The 20,653-nt window shown below is 41.4% G+C and carries 18 protein-coding genes; 8 read left to right on the forward strand and 10 right to left on the reverse strand.

Going from position 1 to position 20,653, the window contains the following annotated elements; translation table 11 throughout:
* Nucleotides 1-23: 23 nt before the first annotated feature.
* Nucleotides 24-824 (forward strand): substrate-binding periplasmic protein, encoded by an 801-nt coding sequence (locus QQK05_RS06905; protein ID WP_284296944.1) that lies wholly within the window; start codon nucleotides 24-26, stop codon nucleotides 822-824.
* Between the two features lie 30 nt (nucleotides 825-854).
* Here QQK05_RS06905 and QQK05_RS06910 read toward each other — a convergent pair whose 3' ends face one another.
* Together QQK05_RS06910 and QQK05_RS06915 are read right to left on the reverse strand one after the other, a co-directional pair.
* A complete protein-coding gene (locus QQK05_RS06910; protein WP_284296945.1) occupies nucleotides 855-2,207 on the reverse strand; it encodes a serine hydrolase domain-containing protein in 1,353 nt (450 codons plus the stop codon).
* 257 nt (nucleotides 2,208-2,464) lie between these two features.
* Nucleotides 2,465-2,926: a DUF4174 domain-containing protein gene (locus QQK05_RS06915; protein ID WP_284296947.1), complete on the reverse strand. Its 462-nt coding sequence runs from the start codon at nucleotides 2,924-2,926 to the stop codon at nucleotides 2,465-2,467.
* A gap of 147 nt (nucleotides 2,927-3,073) precedes the next feature.
* Between QQK05_RS06915 and QQK05_RS06920 the strand changes: the two genes are divergently transcribed.
* Nucleotides 3,074-5,170 (forward strand): protein-disulfide reductase DsbD family protein, encoded by a 2,097-nt coding sequence (locus QQK05_RS06920; protein ID WP_284296949.1) that lies wholly within the window; start codon nucleotides 3,074-3,076, stop codon nucleotides 5,168-5,170.
* Nucleotides 5,157-5,765: a thioredoxin family protein gene (locus QQK05_RS06925; protein ID WP_284296951.1), complete on the forward strand. Its 609-nt coding sequence runs from the start codon at nucleotides 5,157-5,159 to the stop codon at nucleotides 5,763-5,765. The genes QQK05_RS06920 and QQK05_RS06925 overlap by 14 nt, the downstream gene beginning before the upstream one ends.
* Before the next feature lie 53 nt (nucleotides 5,766-5,818).
* On the opposite strand, the gene QQK05_RS06930 is transcribed toward QQK05_RS06925, so the two are convergent.
* The 3 genes from QQK05_RS06930 to QQK05_RS06940 form a co-directional block, all read right to left on the reverse strand.
* Entirely contained in the window at nucleotides 5,819-7,822 is a 2,004-nt protein-coding gene (locus QQK05_RS06930) for a TonB-dependent receptor plug domain-containing protein (RefSeq protein ID WP_407704866.1), read from the reverse strand.
* An 83-nt stretch (nucleotides 7,823-7,905) separates the two neighbouring features.
* Nucleotides 7,906-8,196 (reverse strand): hypothetical protein, encoded by a 291-nt coding sequence (locus tag QQK05_RS06935; protein WP_284296953.1) that lies wholly within the window; start codon nucleotides 8,194-8,196, stop codon nucleotides 7,906-7,908.
* Nucleotides 8,197-8,362: 166 nt separating this feature from the next.
* The gene (locus QQK05_RS06940; protein ID WP_284296955.1) at nucleotides 8,363-9,262 is read right to left on the reverse strand and encodes a LysR family transcriptional regulator; all 900 of its coding nucleotides are present in this window, start codon (nucleotides 9,260-9,262) and stop codon (nucleotides 8,363-8,365) included.
* 124 nt (nucleotides 9,263-9,386) lie between these two features.
* On the opposite strand from QQK05_RS06940, the gene QQK05_RS06945 reads away from it, so the two are divergent.
* The 5 genes from QQK05_RS06945 to QQK05_RS06965 all read left to right on the forward strand — a co-directional run bounded on the left by QQK05_RS06945 (nucleotide 9,387) and on the right by QQK05_RS06965 (nucleotide 15,833).
* The gene (locus tag QQK05_RS06945; protein ID WP_284296957.1) at nucleotides 9,387-10,346 is read left to right on the forward strand and encodes an NAD(P)H-dependent oxidoreductase; all 960 of its coding nucleotides are present in this window, start codon (nucleotides 9,387-9,389) and stop codon (nucleotides 10,344-10,346) included.
* Between the two features lie 151 nt (nucleotides 10,347-10,497).
* Nucleotides 10,498-11,169 (forward strand): response regulator transcription factor, encoded by a 672-nt coding sequence (locus tag QQK05_RS06950; protein WP_284296959.1) that lies wholly within the window; start codon nucleotides 10,498-10,500, stop codon nucleotides 11,167-11,169.
* Entirely contained in the window at nucleotides 11,153-12,547 is a 1,395-nt protein-coding gene (locus QQK05_RS06955) for a sensor histidine kinase (protein ID WP_284296961.1), read from the forward strand. Before QQK05_RS06950 ends, QQK05_RS06955 begins: the two co-directional genes overlap by 17 nt.
* Before the next feature lie 116 nt (nucleotides 12,548-12,663).
* Complete coding sequence (locus QQK05_RS06960; RefSeq protein ID WP_284296963.1) at nucleotides 12,664-14,451, forward strand: DUF1800 domain-containing protein; 1,788 nt, start codon at nucleotides 12,664-12,666, stop codon at nucleotides 14,449-14,451.
* Nucleotides 14,452-14,462: 11 nt separating this feature from the next.
* The gene (locus QQK05_RS06965; RefSeq protein WP_284296965.1) at nucleotides 14,463-15,833 is read left to right on the forward strand and encodes a DUF1501 domain-containing protein; all 1,371 of its coding nucleotides are present in this window, start codon (nucleotides 14,463-14,465) and stop codon (nucleotides 15,831-15,833) included.
* A 25-nt stretch (nucleotides 15,834-15,858) separates the two neighbouring features.
* On the opposite strand, the gene lepB is transcribed toward QQK05_RS06965, so the two are convergent.
* The 5 genes from lepB to QQK05_RS06990 form a co-directional block, all read right to left on the reverse strand.
* Nucleotides 15,859-16,506 (reverse strand): signal peptidase I, encoded by a 648-nt coding sequence (gene lepB, locus QQK05_RS06970; protein WP_284296967.1) that lies wholly within the window; start codon nucleotides 16,504-16,506, stop codon nucleotides 15,859-15,861.
* Between the two features lie 138 nt (nucleotides 16,507-16,644).
* Nucleotides 16,645-17,883: a sensor histidine kinase gene (locus QQK05_RS06975; RefSeq protein WP_284296969.1), complete on the reverse strand. Its 1,239-nt coding sequence runs from the start codon at nucleotides 17,881-17,883 to the stop codon at nucleotides 16,645-16,647.
* Nucleotides 17,884-17,894: 11 nt separating this feature from the next.
* The gene (locus tag QQK05_RS06980) at nucleotides 17,895-18,590 is read right to left on the reverse strand and encodes a response regulator transcription factor (RefSeq protein WP_284296970.1); all 696 of its coding nucleotides are present in this window, start codon (nucleotides 18,588-18,590) and stop codon (nucleotides 17,895-17,897) included.
* Nucleotides 18,587-19,477 carry an alpha/beta hydrolase family protein gene (locus tag QQK05_RS06985; RefSeq protein ID WP_284296973.1) on the reverse strand — a complete coding sequence of 297 codons (891 nt, stop codon included), beginning with the start codon at nucleotides 19,475-19,477 and terminating at the stop codon, nucleotides 18,587-18,589. The genes QQK05_RS06980 and QQK05_RS06985 overlap by 4 nt, the downstream gene beginning before the upstream one ends.
* Nucleotides 19,478-19,506: 29 nt before the next feature.
* Complete coding sequence (locus QQK05_RS06990; RefSeq protein WP_284296975.1) at nucleotides 19,507-20,631, reverse strand: type 1 glutamine amidotransferase domain-containing protein; 1,125 nt, start codon at nucleotides 20,629-20,631, stop codon at nucleotides 19,507-19,509.
* Nucleotides 20,632-20,653 lie beyond the last annotated feature (22 nt).

Here is a 20,653-nt window from a genome sequence, read left to right on the forward strand (position 1 = left end):
TTGTTCCAATATAGTTGTATTTAATGTCCCGATCGCGTTTTTTGGCTTTAGTTATCAGCATGTTGCCTTTTACAGGGCAAACACAAGAGGAACTAGTGATTTATACGGAACACTTTCCTCCCTATAATTTTCAAATCAATAATAAGATTCAAGGCATCAACATCGATCTTATTAAATCTGCATGTAAAAATGCCGATATTGATTGCGACTTCGAACTGTATCCATGGCAGCGCGCATACAAGAAATCATTAAAAACAGAAAATGCTGGGCTTGTATCTACCGCCTACACAGAAGAGCGTGAATCACTGTTTCAATGGGTTGGTCCGCTTGTTTCCGGCGCATCGTGCTTTTATAAGCTAAAAGCACGACATGATATTGTCATTAACGAAAAGAATGATTTACTCAACTACTCAATAGGCCTGCCATGGTCTGATGTTTATGAGGAAATATTAAAGAATTGGGGATTTGAAAAGGGAACAAACTACGTTACCTTTTCTGAAAAATACGCATACGCTAACGCGTTCAAATCGGACAAACTTGATTTATTCATCGCGTCAAATGTCACCCTACCTCGCCATTTGAGTAAGCTAAACCTATCATTTGAAGATGTTGAACCCGTCTATTTACTCGAAGATCCAGACTTAGGTGGCAACTACCTAGCCTTAAATAACAATGTTGACCAACACACAGTAGATAAACTGCAACAAGAAGTTGAAAAATTAATGAGTTCATCGACTCCAGATGATTTGCAAGAGCACTATATCCGATCACGATTATCTGATCCTAATAACCGCAGTAACATCGCTAGACAATGCCGAATTTAATTCTCGCCACCTAAGTGTTCAAAGTTTTTATCATTGGCCGTTTTGCTTCCTCGCCTGAGATACCAAGTAATCGGCTACCGCTTGATAAGCAGGCAATGATGTAACGTCTATGACACTATTCCCAGCAACAGGATGTGATGCCAACCTAACAAGTACCATGTTTGCAGTCGGGTCGATATAAATCGTCTGGCCATGCACGCCTCTTGCGGCATATGCGTTATTTTCATTATGAAAATGCCACCACATACTTCGATAACTTCCTTCAGGTAAAGTAGAAAAACCGCCATACCCGAATGCCTTTTTGTCACCCCCTTGACGGATGCTCGCTATTACACTTTTTGGCAATACTTGCTTTCCTTCAAGCACTCCCTGGTTGAGCATGACATCACCGACTCTCGCCAAATCTCGAAGTGAAGCGCTTAAGCCTCCTCCCGCAAACGGTGTGCCGAGCGCATCAACGGTAATGTCTGCACTGTGCTCCATACCAAGCTTTGACCAAAGCAAATCACTTGCAAGCTCATTGAATTTTTTCCCAGATACTCTAGCCAATATCCAACCTAAAACATCTGAATTTACCGTCTTGTAACCAAATTTCTTGCCGTGTTCATTCGCCTTTTTTACGGTTACTAGGTATTCAAAATAGCCTACTGGCCCCTGGTAATCTTTCGGTTTCGGTAGCGGATTTGCGGCATAGCTATATTGCCAAATATCAGCATTTGGATCGGCATAGTTTTCACTGTATTGAATCGAGGTTGTCATATCCATCACTTGCCTCACAGTGGCGTCACCGAATCCCGATGTTGATAGCTCAGGGATAATTGTGTCGACACGAGCTGACTCATTGAGCGTCCCTTGTGAGATAAGAATTTCTGCTAGCAACCCTGTTATCGATTTGGTCATCGACATCGCAGCATGATTATCTTGAGGCCTCAAACACCCGCGGTATTTCTCATAAACAATCTCGCCGTTGTGCATAATTAGCAGTCCATCAGTGTAATTACTCGCGAGACTTTCGCTAAAAGACATCGGCTCGCCTGTCAATGTTTTAAAGGTGATTGACTCTATGCGGTTATCTAATTTCGTGGGTAGCTTACGATAAAACGTTGGATTTCTTGAAACTGATGCAGTCGGCAACAACGCCCTCATGTTGCACACAGACCAGCGTAGGTTAGGAAAACTAAAAAAGTTAGAATCCGGTAGTGTGACGCGTTTATCAATGGGCGGAGGAAAACCTACCATCACACTATTTAATTTGGGATCAGAATCTCTATCCGATAAAAACTTCGACACATGATGGCTTGGGGCATGTGCTTCATCGCTTGCATATAAGGGCACCCCTGCCAAAACGAACCACACGCTTAACAATAATAAACTTGATTTCATAAACCCAATCCCTATGTAAAATTAATAGTGACTACGAAATGAAAAGCAATTTAGCTTACTACCGTTTTCTAACCCAGAGCCCTACAATCAACTCGCTTCATTTGAGCTTTTATTGACTTTGACACTAGGTAATTGCAAAACAACCCAATAACCTATACTCAGAGCGCTAATCAAAATCCCTAAACCATAGATAATGGCCTCAATCTAATGAAGTTAATGCAGCCTAGCTAAATGAATTTCAAACATCCCTAATTTCGTTAAAATTCCACATTAGAAGACTTATTAATTTCAACCTGGCGCATTGGCATCGTGTTAATCAATGCCATCACTTTATCAATGGTTAAATCGTCAATTCGATAGGTTGCTTTTACCGCCCCATCTAATCCAACCACTACTACTTGCTGCGGGGTTGGTACTCTCCGTTGCAAGTCTGAATCTAAAGAATCCACTCGTTTCATCAATGCAGTTGGCATTAACTGGTAGGCCTCATCATTAATTAATGCAAATACAGACAAACGATAATCCGCCAAAATATCATTATCTAACGACCACATAAAATCATTAAGCAATGGCTGTGAATCAACATTAATGAGTACTAACCTTTGCTCCCACTCAAGCTCATCTAGAGAAATTAATTCCGATGAGGCGAAACTATAAAAGCTAATAAGACTTCCAATCACCACCATAACCAAAATTTGGCTTAATTTGACCATTTTCATCGTGCTTGCCTGCTCCTTCTAATGACGACGCCAACATTAGCTACGTATACTTGCGTTAAGTTGTTCATTTTTTACGCTCGATGAGCTTTAACAATAAATCAAACGTACGTTAACATGGTGCAATCGATAAAATTAATTAGTTGATATATGACGCGTTTTTTATCCTTAAAGCTTTGCTTGGTGGCAATACTACTTGTATCGCCACTCCTTCTTTTTAATAAAGCTGACGCGCAAGTCACCCAAACTTCTCACGACTTTAATCTCTCCACCTACGTAACAAATACCATTCAACTGGGCCGTGGTCCTCATATTGAAGTTGCTTTAGTGTCGGAGTTAGATGGGGCAAAAATAGGTCAAGAGCAATGGCTTGGGATTTTATTATCGACAGAAAAACATTGGCATACGTATTGGCGCAACGCAGGTGACTCAGGTGAGCCTCCAACTGTCAATTGGCAATCTCCCTCTGATATCACCTTCGGTGAATTTCATTGGCCAATCCCCACACAAATCCCTGTTGCTCACCTTACGAACTATGGTTACGAAGGGAAAACCTTGCTTATGGTGCCGTTTACCATCAACAACCTAGTGCCTGAGGTTAGTCAAGTCTCGATTACTGCCGATTTGTCATGGCTAGTATGTAAAGAAGACTGCATACCGGGCTGGGCAACGCTTTCGATTGAACTACCGGTATTAGATTCCCCCAAAGTTGCTACTAACGGACAACTGTTTGAACAAACCCGAAAATTGCTCCCTCAACCTGAGAAGCTAAGCGCTTTATATGAAGTCACTGACCAGTTTTTAACGTTATCACTCGAATTACCAAGCAAGAGCAACTGGCAATTACTACCTTTTCGATCTGATCTCATTCAACACAGTGCACAGCAACAATGGCTTACAGAGCCGGATGACGTAAAAACCAATGTATTACTACAAAAGTCAGATTACTTTAGCGTTGAAAATGAACCTACCGACTGGTTACTAACTGACGGGAAGAAAGGCTATTACGTCCAAGCCACTGTAAATACAACAAACCCACCAATACCTCACGGGCAGGCTTCAATTTGGCTGATGGTATTGTTTGCCTTTATCGGAGGACTCATCCTCAATATTATGCCTTGTGTACTGCCTGTTTTGTCATTAAAAGCCATGTCTGTGACATCATCAGGTGACAATAAAAATCATTGGGGATATTTAATTGGCATCATGGTGAGTTTTGGCTTATTCGCCACGCTCATCATAACGTTGAAAGCCAGTGGTAACGCCATAGGTTGGGGCTTTCATTTACAAGAACCCTTAGTTATCGCCTTTTTAGCATTTTTATTTGTCTTTATTGCACTGATGCTGTGGGATTTGGTACCTAACGTAGCTGGTATCTCAGGTCTTGGGCAAAACCTGACGCAAGGAGATTCGTTTACTAGCTCATTCTTTACCGGTGTTCTGGCGGTCATTGTGGCATCACCTTGTACCGCGCCATTTATGGCGACGGCCCTAGGGGTAGCAATGGTGAGCCCTGCTTATGTTACTTTCCTTATCTTCGCGGCGCTTGGCCTAGGTTTTGCGTTGCCCATGACACTACTATCACTCTCACCAAGATTTGCTCGCCTACTACCTAAACCTGGTGCGTGGATGAATACCTTCAAGCACTTCTTAGCGTTTCCGATGCTTGCCACTGTTATTTGGCTAATATGGGTATTCCTCGGACAAACCAACAGCCTTGGACAGCTTTGGCTATTAACAGGATTGCTCTCTTTTGCATTTTGCTTTTGGTTAGCCAGTTTATACGTTGGTAAAAAAGCGTTATTGGCCACGATTTTTGGATTATTTGTTGCCTTTTATACCAGTATAAAAGGCAGCGAGCTTGCCACCACAGCGCAAGTAATCACTCAATCAAGCTTTTCTGAACAAAAGCTCGCAAACATGCGTAATAACAATCAAGTAATCGTCGTCAATATGACAGCAGATTGGTGTATTACCTGTAAAGTTAACGAGCAAGTCGCGTTTTCAGATGAAACGCTTCAGGCTGTTTTGGCACAAGAAAATGTCCAATATTTAGTTGGTGATTGGACAAACAAGAATCAAGAAATCTTAGATTATCTAACGCGATATCAGCGCTCGGGCGTCCCGTTGTACGTGGTTTATGCAGGGAATCAATCTGAACAGGTTTTACCTCAAGTGCTAACCTCAGATATCGTCATTAATGCAATTCAACAAGCACAACAGGAGCTTAACAATGCGACACTTTAAACACTGGCTATGTACACTACTTTGCATATTACCTATTGCGGCAAACGCAGGAGCAAAAGTAGACAAAGCAGCCCCTAGTTTTGAACTTAAAAACACGCAAGGCGAAGTAGTAAACTTATCTGAGTTCGCCGGTAAATATGTTGTACTTGAATGGACAAATCACCTTTGCCCATATGTAAAGAAACACTATGAAAGCGACAATATGCAAGCTCTTCAACGTAAGTACACGGTTCAAGACGTCGTTTGGTTGTCGATTATCTCTTCAGCGCCAGGCAAGCAAGGTCATGTAAGCGCGACGAAAGCGGATGAACTCACTAAATCACGAAATGCTGCGCCAAGCCACGTATTATTTGATGAAAGTGGTGAGGTCGGTAAATTATACGGAGCTAAAACCACACCACACATGTACATTATCGATCCTAAAGGCGCACTGCGTTATGCTGGCGCGATCGATAGCATCAAATCAGCAAACCCTGCAGACATTGCAAAAGCAACAAATTATGTTGAGACAAGTATGGTGAGCTTGTTAGCTGGTAACAAGGTTAATAAGAAAGTCACCCCACCTTATGGCTGCTCAGTAAAATACAAAAGCTAATGTAAATTTCAGTCTCCGCTAATCTTTGCGGAGACTGACTTATGCCTCAGTAGCTAATCACCAAATTGTATACGAATACCTGCATTGACAGTAAATCCATCATTTCTTGACCAGATATCAGTAGTCCAGCGACCACTTGGTGCTTGATTAGGAAGCAATAGTGACTCTTCTTTTGTCTGCCTAACATCAAGTAAATTCTCAGCATTCAAAAAGTAGCTAACACGACCAACCGTTATTTGACCCAGTAATCCCAAATGCCAATATGCGTCACTTTTTTCTCGATAAGGATTATTTTCAAGCGTTTGCGTCCCCGTATAGTAGGCTTCAAAACCCACTAAGTGACTGCCATGCTCTTCCCACATAACTACAAAGCCTGCGGAATGTTCTGGCGTTAAACTCAAAGGCACTCGGTTTACACTATCTTCAGCCTGTTTTGTCGCATCAGTATACAAATAACTACCGGTAAATTTGATGTCTCGCCAGCGATAACGCATCAATAATTCAGCGCCACGTATTTCACTGCTTCCATTCGCATTAACCAGTTGGACTTGATCTGATGAACTCAAGCTATTGGATAAAACCTCTAATTCGATTACGTTCTCAACGTCTGAGGCGAAAAATGTCACACTAGTTTCAATGCCCCCGGCGATATAGCTTATATCTATCGAAGAAGTCGTTGCTTGTTCAGCTTCTAAATCACTAAGTGGGGCTAAACGAGATAATCCTGTTTCATCAATATCCTCGATAAATGGCGTTGGTGCGTAATAGCCCTGTCCATAAGCACCACGAATAATCCAATGCTCAGGTCGATACAACACAGATATACGTGGGCTTACTTGAGTACCATACTCACTATGCCAATCTGAGCGAGCACTGAGGGACATGGAAATATCATCGGTTGCTTCATAGTCAAACTGAGTAAATAAACCAGGTACATCATAGGTGTAATTGAATTGAGGAAAGGTCTTTGAATCAAATTGCTCAGAGATAAATGCGGCTCCAACAAGCCATGCAAATTGCTCTGTGTAACCAGAAATACTTGATTCTATCAGGTAGCTATTATGGGTATCATCCTCGAAGCTATCTCCATAGGTATGCTCATGATCTTGGTTCATTGCAGACCCTCGAACATTCCAACCAAGATCGTCGTTCAACGACTGATCGTACACAAAGCCAAAATCAGTACGTGTTGACTGTTGGTTTTGAGGAAATGAGCTTCCATTAGGCAATGTTGATTGTCCTTTTGTTCCTCCGGTCCTATCTTCTGTCATCGCCCCGAGTGTTATATAAAGGTTTTCTCCATTCTCACCTTGCCAATACAAGCGAGGGCGCGCGGTGAATCGTTCATAACCTGCTAAGTCAATCCAACCATCGTCATCCAGGTCCTGTTCACTTTGGCGATGTGCACCTGCGGTCAATGAAGCACTCCACGTGTCAGATACAGGTGATGCAAAATAGGTCGTAATATCTTGACCATCTTTTGAAGTAAAATTAGCTAATACCTCACCTTCAAATTCATTAGACGGCGTACGTGAAATTAAATTAATAACACCACCCAATGCTGAACCGCCGTATAGCGATGATGCCGAACCTTTAATAATCTCAACATTGGCTAGATCTGTTGGCGGGATCTGCAATAGGCCAATGGATGCTGTCTGCCCACCATAAAGTGGTAAACCGTCACTTAGCAATTGCGTATATCTTCCATAAAGCCCTTGTAATCGAATATTTGCACTTCCTAGCGTGGGAGATGTAGTTTGCACTCTTACTCCCCCTGTCTCAGAGACTAGCATCGAAATATTACCTGGGCGCATCAGTGCTTTTTCTTGGATTTCTTCACCATTGATCACTTCTGTTCGAGTAGCAGACTCTGTGACGATTCGCCCCAAACGAGAAGCACTGACTTGGATGCGTTCTATTTTTTCGTCGTGATGCTCATGATGTCCATGATCATCATGCTTATCCGAATGCGTATGCATTTTGTTGTTTTCTGACGCAAGTACAAAAGTTGGCAGGAAAACGAACGTTGCCGCTACCTTATTGAATTTATTTAGCATTTTTACCTCTAGCAATGCCTTGAGATACTCTCAAAATATAAAATTAATAATTAAAATGAGTTTTTTTAGGGCGTGTTTAGCCCTTAAGAGGTAAAAATGGGTGGTCGATATACAGATGTTCTGGTTTTGACTGGATGTTGGTGCTGATATTGATAATTGGGCGATGAAAATTCGATGTCACCAATTGACGAATAGTTCGTGGTGACATAAGCCAGCACAGAACACGCATTGAATGCACAAAAACAACTTGACTCACAACAGTCTGTATCACAACAGTCATCAGCTTCCGCAGGTTGTTCATGAATATATTCCACATCGCTCACGTTATTTGCTTGAAGAGTTTCACTACAGATACTGACATTACTATCAGCCATTGCTTGCCCTAAAAGCGACGCAACCAAAACTAAGATGAGTAAAATATTTAAGCCAGTATGATTCATAAAATGTTTTCAAGTAGATATCACGGCAATTGTAAATTGAAAGTGATAAACGTTGCAATAAATCCCTTTATTTAAAGAGCCCAAACAACCTAACGATAAACTAAATGGTTGCCTTTTTTAGTAAGAAGTCGATCAATACCCGCACGCGTTTGGCTTTTTGCGTATTTTGATGAAAGAAAATATAAAGGCCAGACATTTCATTCCAAAGCTCGGGGAGTACAGGCACCAGATCTCCTCGCGCAAGCTCATCGGCGACAATAGTCTCCAATAATCTGCCAATGCCAAGCCCTTGAAGAGCAGCATCTTTGATGACATCGGTATCATTGGCAACGAGCGCACATGGCGCATCAATAATAACCTCTTGTCCATTACGCAACACAGTTAATGGTAGCAATTGATTAGACGAAATAAAGCGATAATAGATATACTTGTGTTGGCTAAACTCTTCGATTGATTTCGGCATACCGTAATTGGCAATGTAAGCAGGAGAGGCAAAAAACGCGTCTTTTTTCGGCGGTATAAGAAGCTTAGCAACCATTTCATCACCGACTCGATGACCAAACCGAATGCCTAAATCAAATCCGTCTTCGATAATATCAACGGTACCATCATTGATTGAAATTTCTAAATCAATTTCTGGATAAGTTTGACAAAACTCTCGATAAACCGGAGCTAAAATCTGTTGGTAAACAAAGCGAGGCAATGTTATGCGCACTTTACCTCGTGGAATATGGCGCAAATCACCAACACTCTCAAACGCAAAATTCAGCTCATTAATAGACTTGAGTGTACGCTGATATAATAGTTCGCCTGCTTCCGTTAACTCTATCTTTCGAGTAGTGCGAGTGAATAATGGCAAATCAAGCGATTGCTCGAGTAACTTAAGCGATTGACTCACAGAAGGAGCAGCTATTCCCAAAATCCTCGCAGCACCTGTAATGCTACCTTCTTGGGCTATCGTGTGAAACACGCGAAGTTGATTGTACGTACTACCATTCATAACGTAATCTCATCTCAATTATTAACTTAAGCCTAATAATATTTTAAATAATAGTCATCTAAAAATTATCAATCGTCTACATTAAGCTAAACCACATCAACGACAATGCCTGTGGAGAGCAACAATGAACAATGTATTAGTTATTTCTGGCCACCCTAATTTATCAGAGTCCAATACAAATCAAGTTATTCTAAACACGCTAGAAACTGAACTAGCAGGTGTAGAAATAAGAGCATTAGACAGCCTATATCCAGATTACAATATTGATATCGAGGCTGAACAAACAGCACTGCTCAACGCTGATATCGTTGTATTACAATTCCCATTTTATTGGTACTCAGTGCCTGCACTATTGAAAAAATGGATTGATGATGTTTTCAGTTATGGCTTTGCTTACGGCAGCGAAGGTAACAAATTACAAAACAAAGATTTCATACTTTCATTAACCATTGGTGGCCCCGAAGAAGCATATTCACCACTGGGCTACAATCACTTTCCGATTGCTCAGTTACTTCAGCCTTTAGAGCAAACAGCTTACCTTGCTGGTATGAAGTTCCATAAGCCGGTTTACAGTCACGGTATGGTATATATTCCGGGTGTTTATAACGAGCTGGAAGAAGTTCAAGCGAAGGCAAAAGCACACGGGATTCAACTTAAGGACAAAATAGCCTCTTTAACCACGATTGATGAAAGCTATGTGGAAAGCTTTGTGCGTAAATGGTTTGTCGCGTTCGATAAAATGCCAGAGGATAGCCAACAATTTACCCAACATTTAGCGACAGATGTAACTTGGTCAATGCCCGAAGGAGACTTTAAAGGTCATCATGGGTTTGTTGAATGGTACAACATCGCATTGAAGCAATTTAAACCGAATTGTGATCATCAAATTCAAGCGATATCAGTGCAGCAACACGACAAAAGCTTCATAGTTGATTTAACAGTAAACTTGACGGCAGAGACTTATCCTGAATCAGACTTTAACGGTCAACCAATCAATATCGTTGCTAAAGAAACATGGCACATGAGCATATCACCTCAAGGCAGATTGCTGATTGATAATTATCAAGTTGCTTTAGCTGAATAATCATTAGCGCCATCACATCTATCCTATTCATTTGTGGAATTCGTAACCTTTTTAACAACTTAGTTCGCTGATATAAAGGTTACGAAATTGTATTGATAATTTTTGTTTGAAAACGCTATGATGAATTATTGCGACAACAATCAAACAATCTATGAATGTACTGTTAATTGAAGATGATATCGACACCGCACAATTTATTTCGCGCGGTGTATCAGAGCAAGGAGATGCTCTGACTCACACAACTCAAGCAAAACAAGGGATCTTATTTGCTTCGACCACAGATTTTGATGTCATTATTTTTGATCGTATGTTACCCGATATGGATGGAATCGACGCGATTAAAGTCCTACGTAGTAGCGGTATTGATACCCCTATTCTTGTGCTAACAGCGCTAGCCGAAACAGCGGATCGTGTTGCCGGACTTGACGCAGGAGCAGATGATTACCTTGTAAAACCTTTTGCCTTTTCAGAGTTACAAGCGCGATTGCGAGCATTGACGCGCCGCTCGCCGATAAAGCAAGCCAATCATATACTCAGCATTGGTGATCTCACGCTAGATAGAACCACACAACAATGCAAACGCGCGGGAATTGTGTTGGATTTAATGCCACGAGAATACAAGATTCTCGAATACTTATTAATGAATGCAAATCAATTGGTCACTAAAACGATGTTACTTGAAAAAGTATGGGGCTTTAGTTTTGACCCACAAACCAGTTTAGTTCAAACGCATGTCAGTCGTCTTCGCAACAAGGTCGACAAGCCGTTCTCTTCTGACTTAATTAAAACCGTTCGAGGTAGTGGCTATGTCATCTCAGAGTAACTCTCCAAAATTTTCAAATTCAATCTTCAAGCGTCTGTCTCTTGGCCTCGCACTTGTACTAAGTTTAACTATTATTGCACTTGTCTTGCTCAGCATGCTCGAAATACGCAACGTTCATAAAGAGCTACGGCACGAAATAAACGAAATATCTCAAGAAGTTATTCAACTTTTTAGAGCCGAAGGCCGACAAGCCGTGCTTGAAGAGTATGATTTACTAGAGCAGCCAAGATTCGACTATGATGAGATGTTGAGTCGATTTGATCACGGCGATATTGTATTTGCGTTTCGGTCTGCTAGAGGCGTGCTGATTACAGGTGCAACGGAGCTTGAGTTTACTGAAGGCTGGCATAAAAAAGAATACTTGTTTGAAGAGGAAACAATCAAAGTTATTGGAAAAGGCACCGCATTTCCTAATGGCGCAACCATGATGATTCAAATGCCATTAGGTGGAGAGCCTGCTGAAATTAAAGAAAAACTCAAACGTACGATATTGATATTGCTGATTTTTGCCCTGTTTTTACTGATAAGCTTTAAGTGGCTCGTTGCAAAATACATTGATAGCGCAGTTTCAGGTTTAACCAAGCAAATAGATGAGGTAGCTAAAAACCCAGAGAATCAGCGACTCTCCATTAACAGTCAGTCACAAGAGCTGCATCAATTAGCCTCATCTTTAAATAAAATGCTAGACGAGGTATCAACAGCACACCGTAACATGCAAACCATGTCAGTAGGCATTGCCCATGATTTGAAAACACCGCTTGCCCGTGTAGCATACCGATTACAATTAATGCAGCAAGATATTGATAACAAACCAATATTATCTGAACACATTGATAAAGCTTACGATGAGCTTACCGGTATTGTCGCTACTTTTAGCAACATGATTAGACTTAACGAAATAGAGTCTGGTCGAAGAAAATCATCATTCGTCAACCTTAATGTCTCTCAGATTATCCACGATATTGCCGAGAGTTATCAGCCTGTATTCGAAGATCAGATGAAACAGTTGGATATCTCTATCGTTGACAATGTGAGGTGCTTAGGTGACGCTGATTTACTCAATCAACTGGTAAGCAACTTACTAGAAAACGCACTTGTCTACAGCGAAGATAACGCAAAAGTATGGCTTCGATTACAAAGTAACGCGTCAGGCGCCCTGCTCCAAATCGGCGACTCTGGCCCAGGTATTCCCAATCATCTTCACGAGCAAGTGTTCGACCGTTTTTATCGTGCCGACTATAGTCGAGGAAAGCCAGGTAATGGACTAGGGCTTAGTATTGTAAAAGCGATTTGTGAATTGCATGGCGCGACAATAACGCTGATCCCCAATCAAGCAGGGGCGGTTTTCGATATAACGATTCCTACGCAATCAACCTAATTTCGTCTATAACCATACAAATTTGTATGAAAACTTAAGAGTAACTTTAAAGGACATAATACCAATCGCAATTTATAGTTAAGTAACGTGAAGTTTATAGGATGTATGTGAACGCCATGATTACTCGACATAAAAATACACTAAGACAATTCGCTGTCATACTTGTAACAACCTTACTCATCGGCTGTGGAGGTGGCGGCGAGTCAACACAAGCCGCTGAACCGACACCGCCTGAGCCGCCGCCGGTAACACCACCAACAGAGCAACCACAAGATGATACGTGGCAAAGTGAACAAGACGTTGTTTCATTCATTAATCGTGCAAGTTTTGGTGCCACGCCTGATGACCTATCGCTGCATGACACAACAACCGCATCGTCATGGTTTACCCAACAACTAAGCGTTCAACCAACTTACTTAATGCCTGCATTAGCCGAGTATACACGGCCTGAAGATGTCAATGACGCAAGTATTTTTTATATTAATTCAACGTCTTTCGCATTTTGGAAACACGCAATCACGGCAAACGATCAACTCAGGCAGCGTGTCGCATTTGCCTTATCAGAGATCCTCGTAACGTCTACTAACTCTGGCGACTTTCTCGCAGAGACACCGGAAGCAATGGCAAGTTATCAAGACATTCTTATCAAACACGCTTTTGGCAATTACCGAGCGTTACTTGACGATGTGACATATTCTCCAGCAATGGGCTTTTATCTTACTTATCTTGGTAACTTAAAAGGTGATGAAGAGACCGGCAGAACGCCAGATGAAAACTATGCACGAGAGCTGTTGCAGTTATTTACTATTGGTGTTGTCGAACTCAATTTAGACGGCAGCGAGAAACTCGATGCTCAAGGAAAACCAATTGAGACATACACCAACGCTGATATTCAAGGCTTAGCAAGAGTATTTACCGGTTTAAACTTTAACGATCAGGCAATCGAGGAATCAATTGCGCTTGCAGCAAGTACACCGATGTCGGCCTTTGATGAAGATCACTCGTTGAAAGAAAAATCGTTTTTAGGTCAAACCATCGCTGAAGATACCTACACACAGGAGTCTATCGCACAAGCGCTAGACATTATCTTTGATCATGCCAATGTTGCACCGTTTATTGGAAAACAACTCATCCAACGCCTTGTTACAAGTAACCCGAGTGCAGAATACGTTAGTCGTGTTGCGACAGCATTTGAATCAGGTACCTACGCTTTACCTGATGGGACCAGCATTGGTGAAAACCGCAGGGGTGATTTAGCGGCAACCGTTGCTGCTATTTTATTTGATGATGAAGCACTTAATTTAAACACGACAACTGGCGGAAAAATTAGAGAACCGATAGTTAGATTTACCCAGTGGGCGCGTGCATTTGAAGTTCAAAATATCTGGCCTCACTTTGTCTTTCAACTCTGGGATACTAGCTCAGCAACCTTGTTAGCCCAACACCCATACCGCTCACCAAGTGTATTTAACTTCTTTCGTCCAGGATATATCTCACCCGGCTCAGTGAGTGGCGAGAACAACTTAGTCGCACCTGAATTGCAAATCACTAACGCGACCTCGATTCCTGGCTATATCAATTTTATGACCTATTTCATTTTTGGCGCTCAAGAGAATATAGATCTAGAAAGAGTCGAAGAAATTTTAGAAGTAGAAGGTGTGAATTTTGACCCTGAAGATGCACCAATCAGCTTTCAAGTCGATTATGGTGACCAAGTAGACATCGCTGAAGATGCCTCTGATCTCGTTGCACAATTAAATTTATTGCTAACAGCGAACACCTTATCCGAATCTACCACAGCTCGCATTGTCTCGACAATTAGCCAAATCCCTGAACCACAAAGTCGTGTCAATGTTGCCATCCTGATGGTAATGACCTCTGCCGATTACTTAGTACAGTTATAGGAGATAGTAAAATGAATCGACGTAAATTTTTAAAGCTAAGCTCTGCGACTGTTACTGCCACAGCAACGATGGCAAGTCTTAATTCTATGCTGGCACACGCAACGCAAGTAGGCAGTAATAATGACGATTATAAAGCCTTAGTGTGTGTATTTTTATATGGTGGTATGGATAGTTACGATACGGTTATTCCTTCAGACCCTTCAAGTTATCAAGAGTGGGCAACGATCAGACAATCATTGTTAAATGGGTATACAACACCTCGCGGTATCGACAACTTGTTACCGCTACAAACACCTGCTCGATTTGGTGGGAGAACTTTTGCATTGCCACCGGAAATGCCTGGTTTGCAAGCATTGTATCAACAAGGAAATATGGCAGTTGTCGGTAACGTCGGGCCGTTGTTAGAACCAACGACTAAAACAGCGGTATTTAATGAGACAGCTAATTTGCCCGCACGACTTTTTTCTCATAACGATCAACAATCAACTTGGATGTCCGGCAGTACTGAAGGAGCACAATATGGCTGGGCGGGTCAACTCCACGACGCACTATTATCAAATGGCCACAGCAATAACAGCCCGTTCTCCGCGGTTACCATGTCTAGTGCGGAATTAATGATAACTGGTCAACAAACGGTTCCTTATCATTTAATTGGTGGCCAAGCACTTAATGCCAATATTCTAGATAACGTGCCTAATGAATTAAGAACAGATTTAACTAATCACTTTTCCCACTCAACAAGTAACTCATCTAACTTGTTGAACCAAGATATCGCGCAAAAACATGCCGCTGCATTCGAGTCTAATGCTCTATTCCAGCAAGCTGTTGGCCAAAACAGCGAGGCTGTGCCCAGTTATGGTCAATCTTATTTGGGCTCTCAATTATTCAGTGTCGCCAATGTTGTCAAAGCCAATGAGCAACTAGGCGCTAATCGACAAGTGTTTGTGGTCACGCTGGGTGGGTTTGACACGCATTCAGAGCAAGCAACCGAGTTACCTGAACTTCAAGCGATCTTAGATAGTGCGATTTCTGGCTTCTATAATGACCTAGAACAAGCTGGCTTACATGACAAAGTCACACTATTTACTGCGTCAGATTTTGGGCGCACGTTAGCAATTAACGGTGATGGAACAGACCATGGTTGGGGGGCACATCACTTTGTTGTTGGAGGCGCCGTTAATGGCGGTACAATATACGGAGATGTACCACCAGCTAATTTTAATCACTCGCTTGACGTAGGAAGTGGTCGATTACTACCAACAATGTCTATCGAGCAATATGCGGCAAACTTTGCCAGCTGGATGGGATTGAGTGAGTCGCAGATTGAATCTCTATTCCCTGAGTTACTAAATTTTGCTGAGCGACCAAACTTTATGAGTTAATCATTGAAGTGCGATTGAACGAGTCTTAAAGTGACTCGTTCAATCGGTTGTTTTTAGGCATGTAATAATTGTCATAATCTAAAGAAAACAGAACCTTATCTGCTCTACCAATAATTTCACCTCTTGGCACAAAGCCATATACACGAGAGTCAGCACTTGCTCGACGATTGTCACCTAACACTAAATAACTATCTGCTGGCACAGTGACAGGATCAAATCCCCCCAATGACGCGCCCATACCTTGATCAAATTTCACAATATGTGGTTTACCCGGCAACATCTCTGTCGCCGTGATAAGAGTTTCTCCAAACTCAACGTTTTGATATTCGACAGGTTTGCCATTGAGAATCAAACGTTCATTTTTCATTGCAACGGTATCACCTGGAAGGCCAATTACTCGTTTTATTAAGCGCTTATCAGCTGCATCAGATTCGAAGACAATAATATCGCCGCGCATAGGTTCGTTTAGTCGAGCAATTTTAGTCATGGTAAATGGCACTCTTAAGTCATATGCCATTTTGCTAACACCGACTCTATCGCCCACTTCTAACGTAGGTTCCATAGAGCTACTTGGAATAGAGTAATAATCCGCAAAAGCACTACGAAATATCGCCATCGATAATAAAAAGGTTAATAATCCAATATTTTCTTTAAGCACTTTTTTAACAGCCATGAATCAATTCCTTGTTGTTTGTTTTTTACCGCAGTTATGCACGCGCTTTACTATGACAGACATGATGTGAATAAATTCATGATGAATTATTGAGAAATGTAACAAAAATTGTTTCCACCCCAGTAATTAGAACTCCCATTAAGCCCAAATCAACGAAACCTTTGTACCTTCGTTTGACGACGAAATGTCGACAATAATATTTGTTTTTTCACACAAGCGCTGAACCAAAGACAAACCAATACCGAAACCACTACTCTGCTCTCCTTTGACACCCACGTTATGCACTTCAGACAATATATCAGGCGATATTCCCGCCCCGGTATCCGTGACGGATAATTTATGTTCTTGGTATTTAATGCTAATTGTACCTTGATGAGTATGTTCAAATGCATTTGCGATCAAATTGCTAATAATCACACTCAAATAAAGCTTATTTCCGCACTCACATGCACTATTTGGGACATCTATAAGCAGCTCAATATCTTTGTCTTCAATTTTTTTATGATGGCTGACAACACTCTCTTCAATTAACGGCAGTAACAAGATGCTATCTTGTTCAACATTCTCTTCACGCGCTAACATGAGTAGACCATGAATACACTGCTCCATTTGTTGCTGAGCATTGCTCATGCGAGTGACTAACTGTTGTTGCTCGCTTGTTAAATCCGTTTGTTGTAAGAGTGTCAAAGCGCCTTGGTTTATCGCAACAGGCGTGCGTAACTCATGGGAAACATCCCGGGTAAAATGCTGTTCTCGCTCGATAAAGTTACTCGTACGCTCAAAAGCACTATCAAGTTGGATGGCAAAAAATCCGATTTCGTCATTTGCAAAATCATTGGAAAAGCCTTGAGGTATATCGTTGTTTTTAACTTTAGAGAGAATATCAACAAGCTTTCCGATGGGTTTGCCAATACGTTTTGCAAGTGACCAGGACATTAGTGCAACCACCAAACTAATCATCAGTAGCAAAAACAATTGCATTTTTGCCATGTTTCCTTTGATACTGCGAACGATTAAGTACTCACTAACTTCGGCAACAAGATAACCTTGCGCTAACGGTTTCAAATGATAGTGTTTGCTACCTTCCCCAGGAAACTCAATACGTTCGGGCTCATCTTCTAATAATGTCTGAATGGAGCGAGGCAACTGCTCAAAGCTAGAATAATAACGGACAAAAGTCAGTTTTGGCGTTGGTAATTCACCTTGTGTTAATTGCTGCTGAATATGCCTTGATTCCGTGTTCAATAACTTAGTGAATAACGAGTCCTCAACATAATAACTAAAGAGCAATGACAACGCTGAAAATAACACACTGATAAATACCGAAATCGCAATAAAATAAACGAGTATGCGTGTTCTAATTTGATGAGAAAACATAAAAGCCTTTGTTAAATTGTTAAGCTAAAACCTACGCCATGCATGGTTTTAATTACGGCGTGTTGATATGGCTTATCGAGTGCTTTTCGCAGCTGATAAAGATGAGACCTCAAAGCATCCGACGATGTTGGTTCCTCCCCCCAGATACGGTCACATAATTCACTGCGTGTAACAGCTCGAGGATGTGCTTCCATTAATATCTGTAATATCTGAAAGGGAATGGGTTGTAAATGGACTTCGCATTGATTTCGAGTGACGTGCTTTGTCGCAATATCAAGTGTAATCGCTTGCTCACCTTTTCCTAATGAAAGAGTTTTAGATTGATTTAAGGTATGACGCTGAGCAAGTGCTAAACAACGAACATAAAGCTCTTCTAACGCGAACGGCTTTGTTAAATAATCATCAGCCCCCGTGGAAAAGCCAACTAACTTATCATCTAAAGTATCCCTTGCCGTCAACATAATGATAGGAATATGGCGTTGCGCTTTTTCTCGTAGTTCCCGACAAACACTGAGTCCATCCATTTTGGGCATCGCGATATCAAGTACAATGACATGATAATAATTTTCTAGTGCCAGCTGGCAGGCTTGACGACCATCATAAGCAAAATCCAAAACCATATTATGCTGTTCAAAGAACGTAGCAATATTACGGCTAATTGCTACGTTATCTTCAACTATAAGAACTTTTAGTTCATCGACTTTCACTCAAACCATCCTGAGAGTTTTTTGTAGTAGCCTTCAGGCAATACATGCCCACCATCAAACGTCACGTGCTTTTTATTTGATGTTTTAAACATGGCAAACAAGGCTTCATTTTCCGATTCCGATGCATGTTCATCATCATTAGCAGTCACTAACCATACCTTATCAGCATGCAGTGTGTTAACGATATTTTTGACTGCAACAATTGCCGTTTTATTATCAAGGTATGGTGGAACGATTGATAACACCTGTTCGACCCTAGTATCGGTGCTCGCAAGAATTAATGACACTTGACCACCCATACTGTACCCGGCAGCGCCCGTTTTATCGGGATCAAATTGTGGCTGCTGCTCAACCCAATCAAGTAAAACTCGATAATCTTTCACTGTATCGATAACCATCTGTTCATAAGGTTCTCGCTTACCCCAATAGTGCATGTTATTCATAACATCAACGATAGTGTAATCGAGGTCTTTACGTTTACCGTGATTTCGACTATCAATCGCAATAACTGCATAGCCGCTTGCTAATGCTTGTTCCGTTATCTTGTCGGTTTGCTCAAGTGTAGGACGTTCTTTGAAGCTATCCATAAACCAGCGATTGTCACTTCGGCCCATAGCATGAATCCCAAGCAAAACCGGCACTTGATCCACACCTGGATTTACATTGGCGGGATAGCGAATTCTGCCATTAACCAAAGCACCATCAAAACTTGTATAGGTAAAGCTATATGTCGTACCGTCGTCTTGCGTAATATTCATATTTACCGGACGCTTTTGATAACTATATCTTTCTGTGACGATCTCTTGAGAGACTTGGTAGGGTTTTAACCCCCATATCGCGTACCAAATCGCGCCTAGTGTGACGACTACACCTGTTATTGTTGCCATGATTCTTTTCCAATGTTGTTTTAAATAGCTCATGATTTACTGATCTCAGCTAAGAGTGATTGAATCTTCTCGTTATCGGGAAACCTTGCTTGTGACTGACGAAGCACAATCAGGGCTTTGTTTAAGTCACTCTTATCGATGTGAGTTTGTGCAATCGCCGCATCCAGCATTGGGTGATTAACGTCTGATTGAGTAAGCTCCATCAATGCCAGTGCAACATTACGCTCAATTTCAGTCGTCGCATATTTGCTTTGATACAAACCAGACATCGCCAACAACATCGGGCTATAGCCTTGTTTGTTTGCTTGGTATTCTTTGGTTGCTAACACGCGATCTTGATAAAATTTTTCAACTAACTTGATGGTATTGTCATCTTTAAAGGTAGGAAGACCTGTTGTAGATAACCCAAGTTTTTGAACAACGGCTATCGCACTATCGGCTGTTGAAAACGGATTTTGCCCCGTGACAATTTGTCCATCAATACTAACCTGATTAAGCATCAGCCCATCTTTGATAAGATTGGCCCCTTGAGCTTTTAAATTATCTTCTAATGAAAACGGCAATTGCCATTTTTTAGTGAAGGCCGTTTCTTCAACATTGGTAAACGCAGATATTCTCTTATTGTTAACAAGATAACTTCCATCATCTAATTTAACGTCAAGCAGTGCTGCCGGCCCATGACAAACCGCGGCTACAATACCGTTTTGTTGATAAACCTGTTTGATGACGCGTTTAACGTCCTGATTTGTCGCCAAATCATACATAGGGCCCTTCCCGCCAACCACATAAACGGCATCGTAATCTTGAGTATCAACGTCACTAAGTACATTGGTGTTAGCCAGTTGCTTTGCCGCTTCTTCATCAGCTAAAAACTCCTTGTTATAAGGCTTGTTTTCATCAAAGTTATCAGTAATTAATGCCCCTCCTTTTGGTGAAGCGAAGGTCACCGTAGTCCCCGCGGCTTTAAAAACAAGATAAGATTTGCTCATCTCATCGAATTCATAGCCAGGTTTTATCAGTTCTCCTTGCTCATTTTTCTCACCATAGCTACTCAACACCATTAAAATATTTTTCTTTGCTGATTCAGCTATCGCATTGACACTCAAACTAGAAAGTAAAATCGCCGTGCAAATTGGCAGTAATTTAGGTCTCACAATCATTCTCCTTTAATAAATT

Source organism: Thalassotalea loyana (assembly GCF_030161435.1).
GTDB lineage: Bacteria > Pseudomonadota > Gammaproteobacteria > Enterobacterales > Alteromonadaceae > Thalassotalea_G > Thalassotalea_G loyana.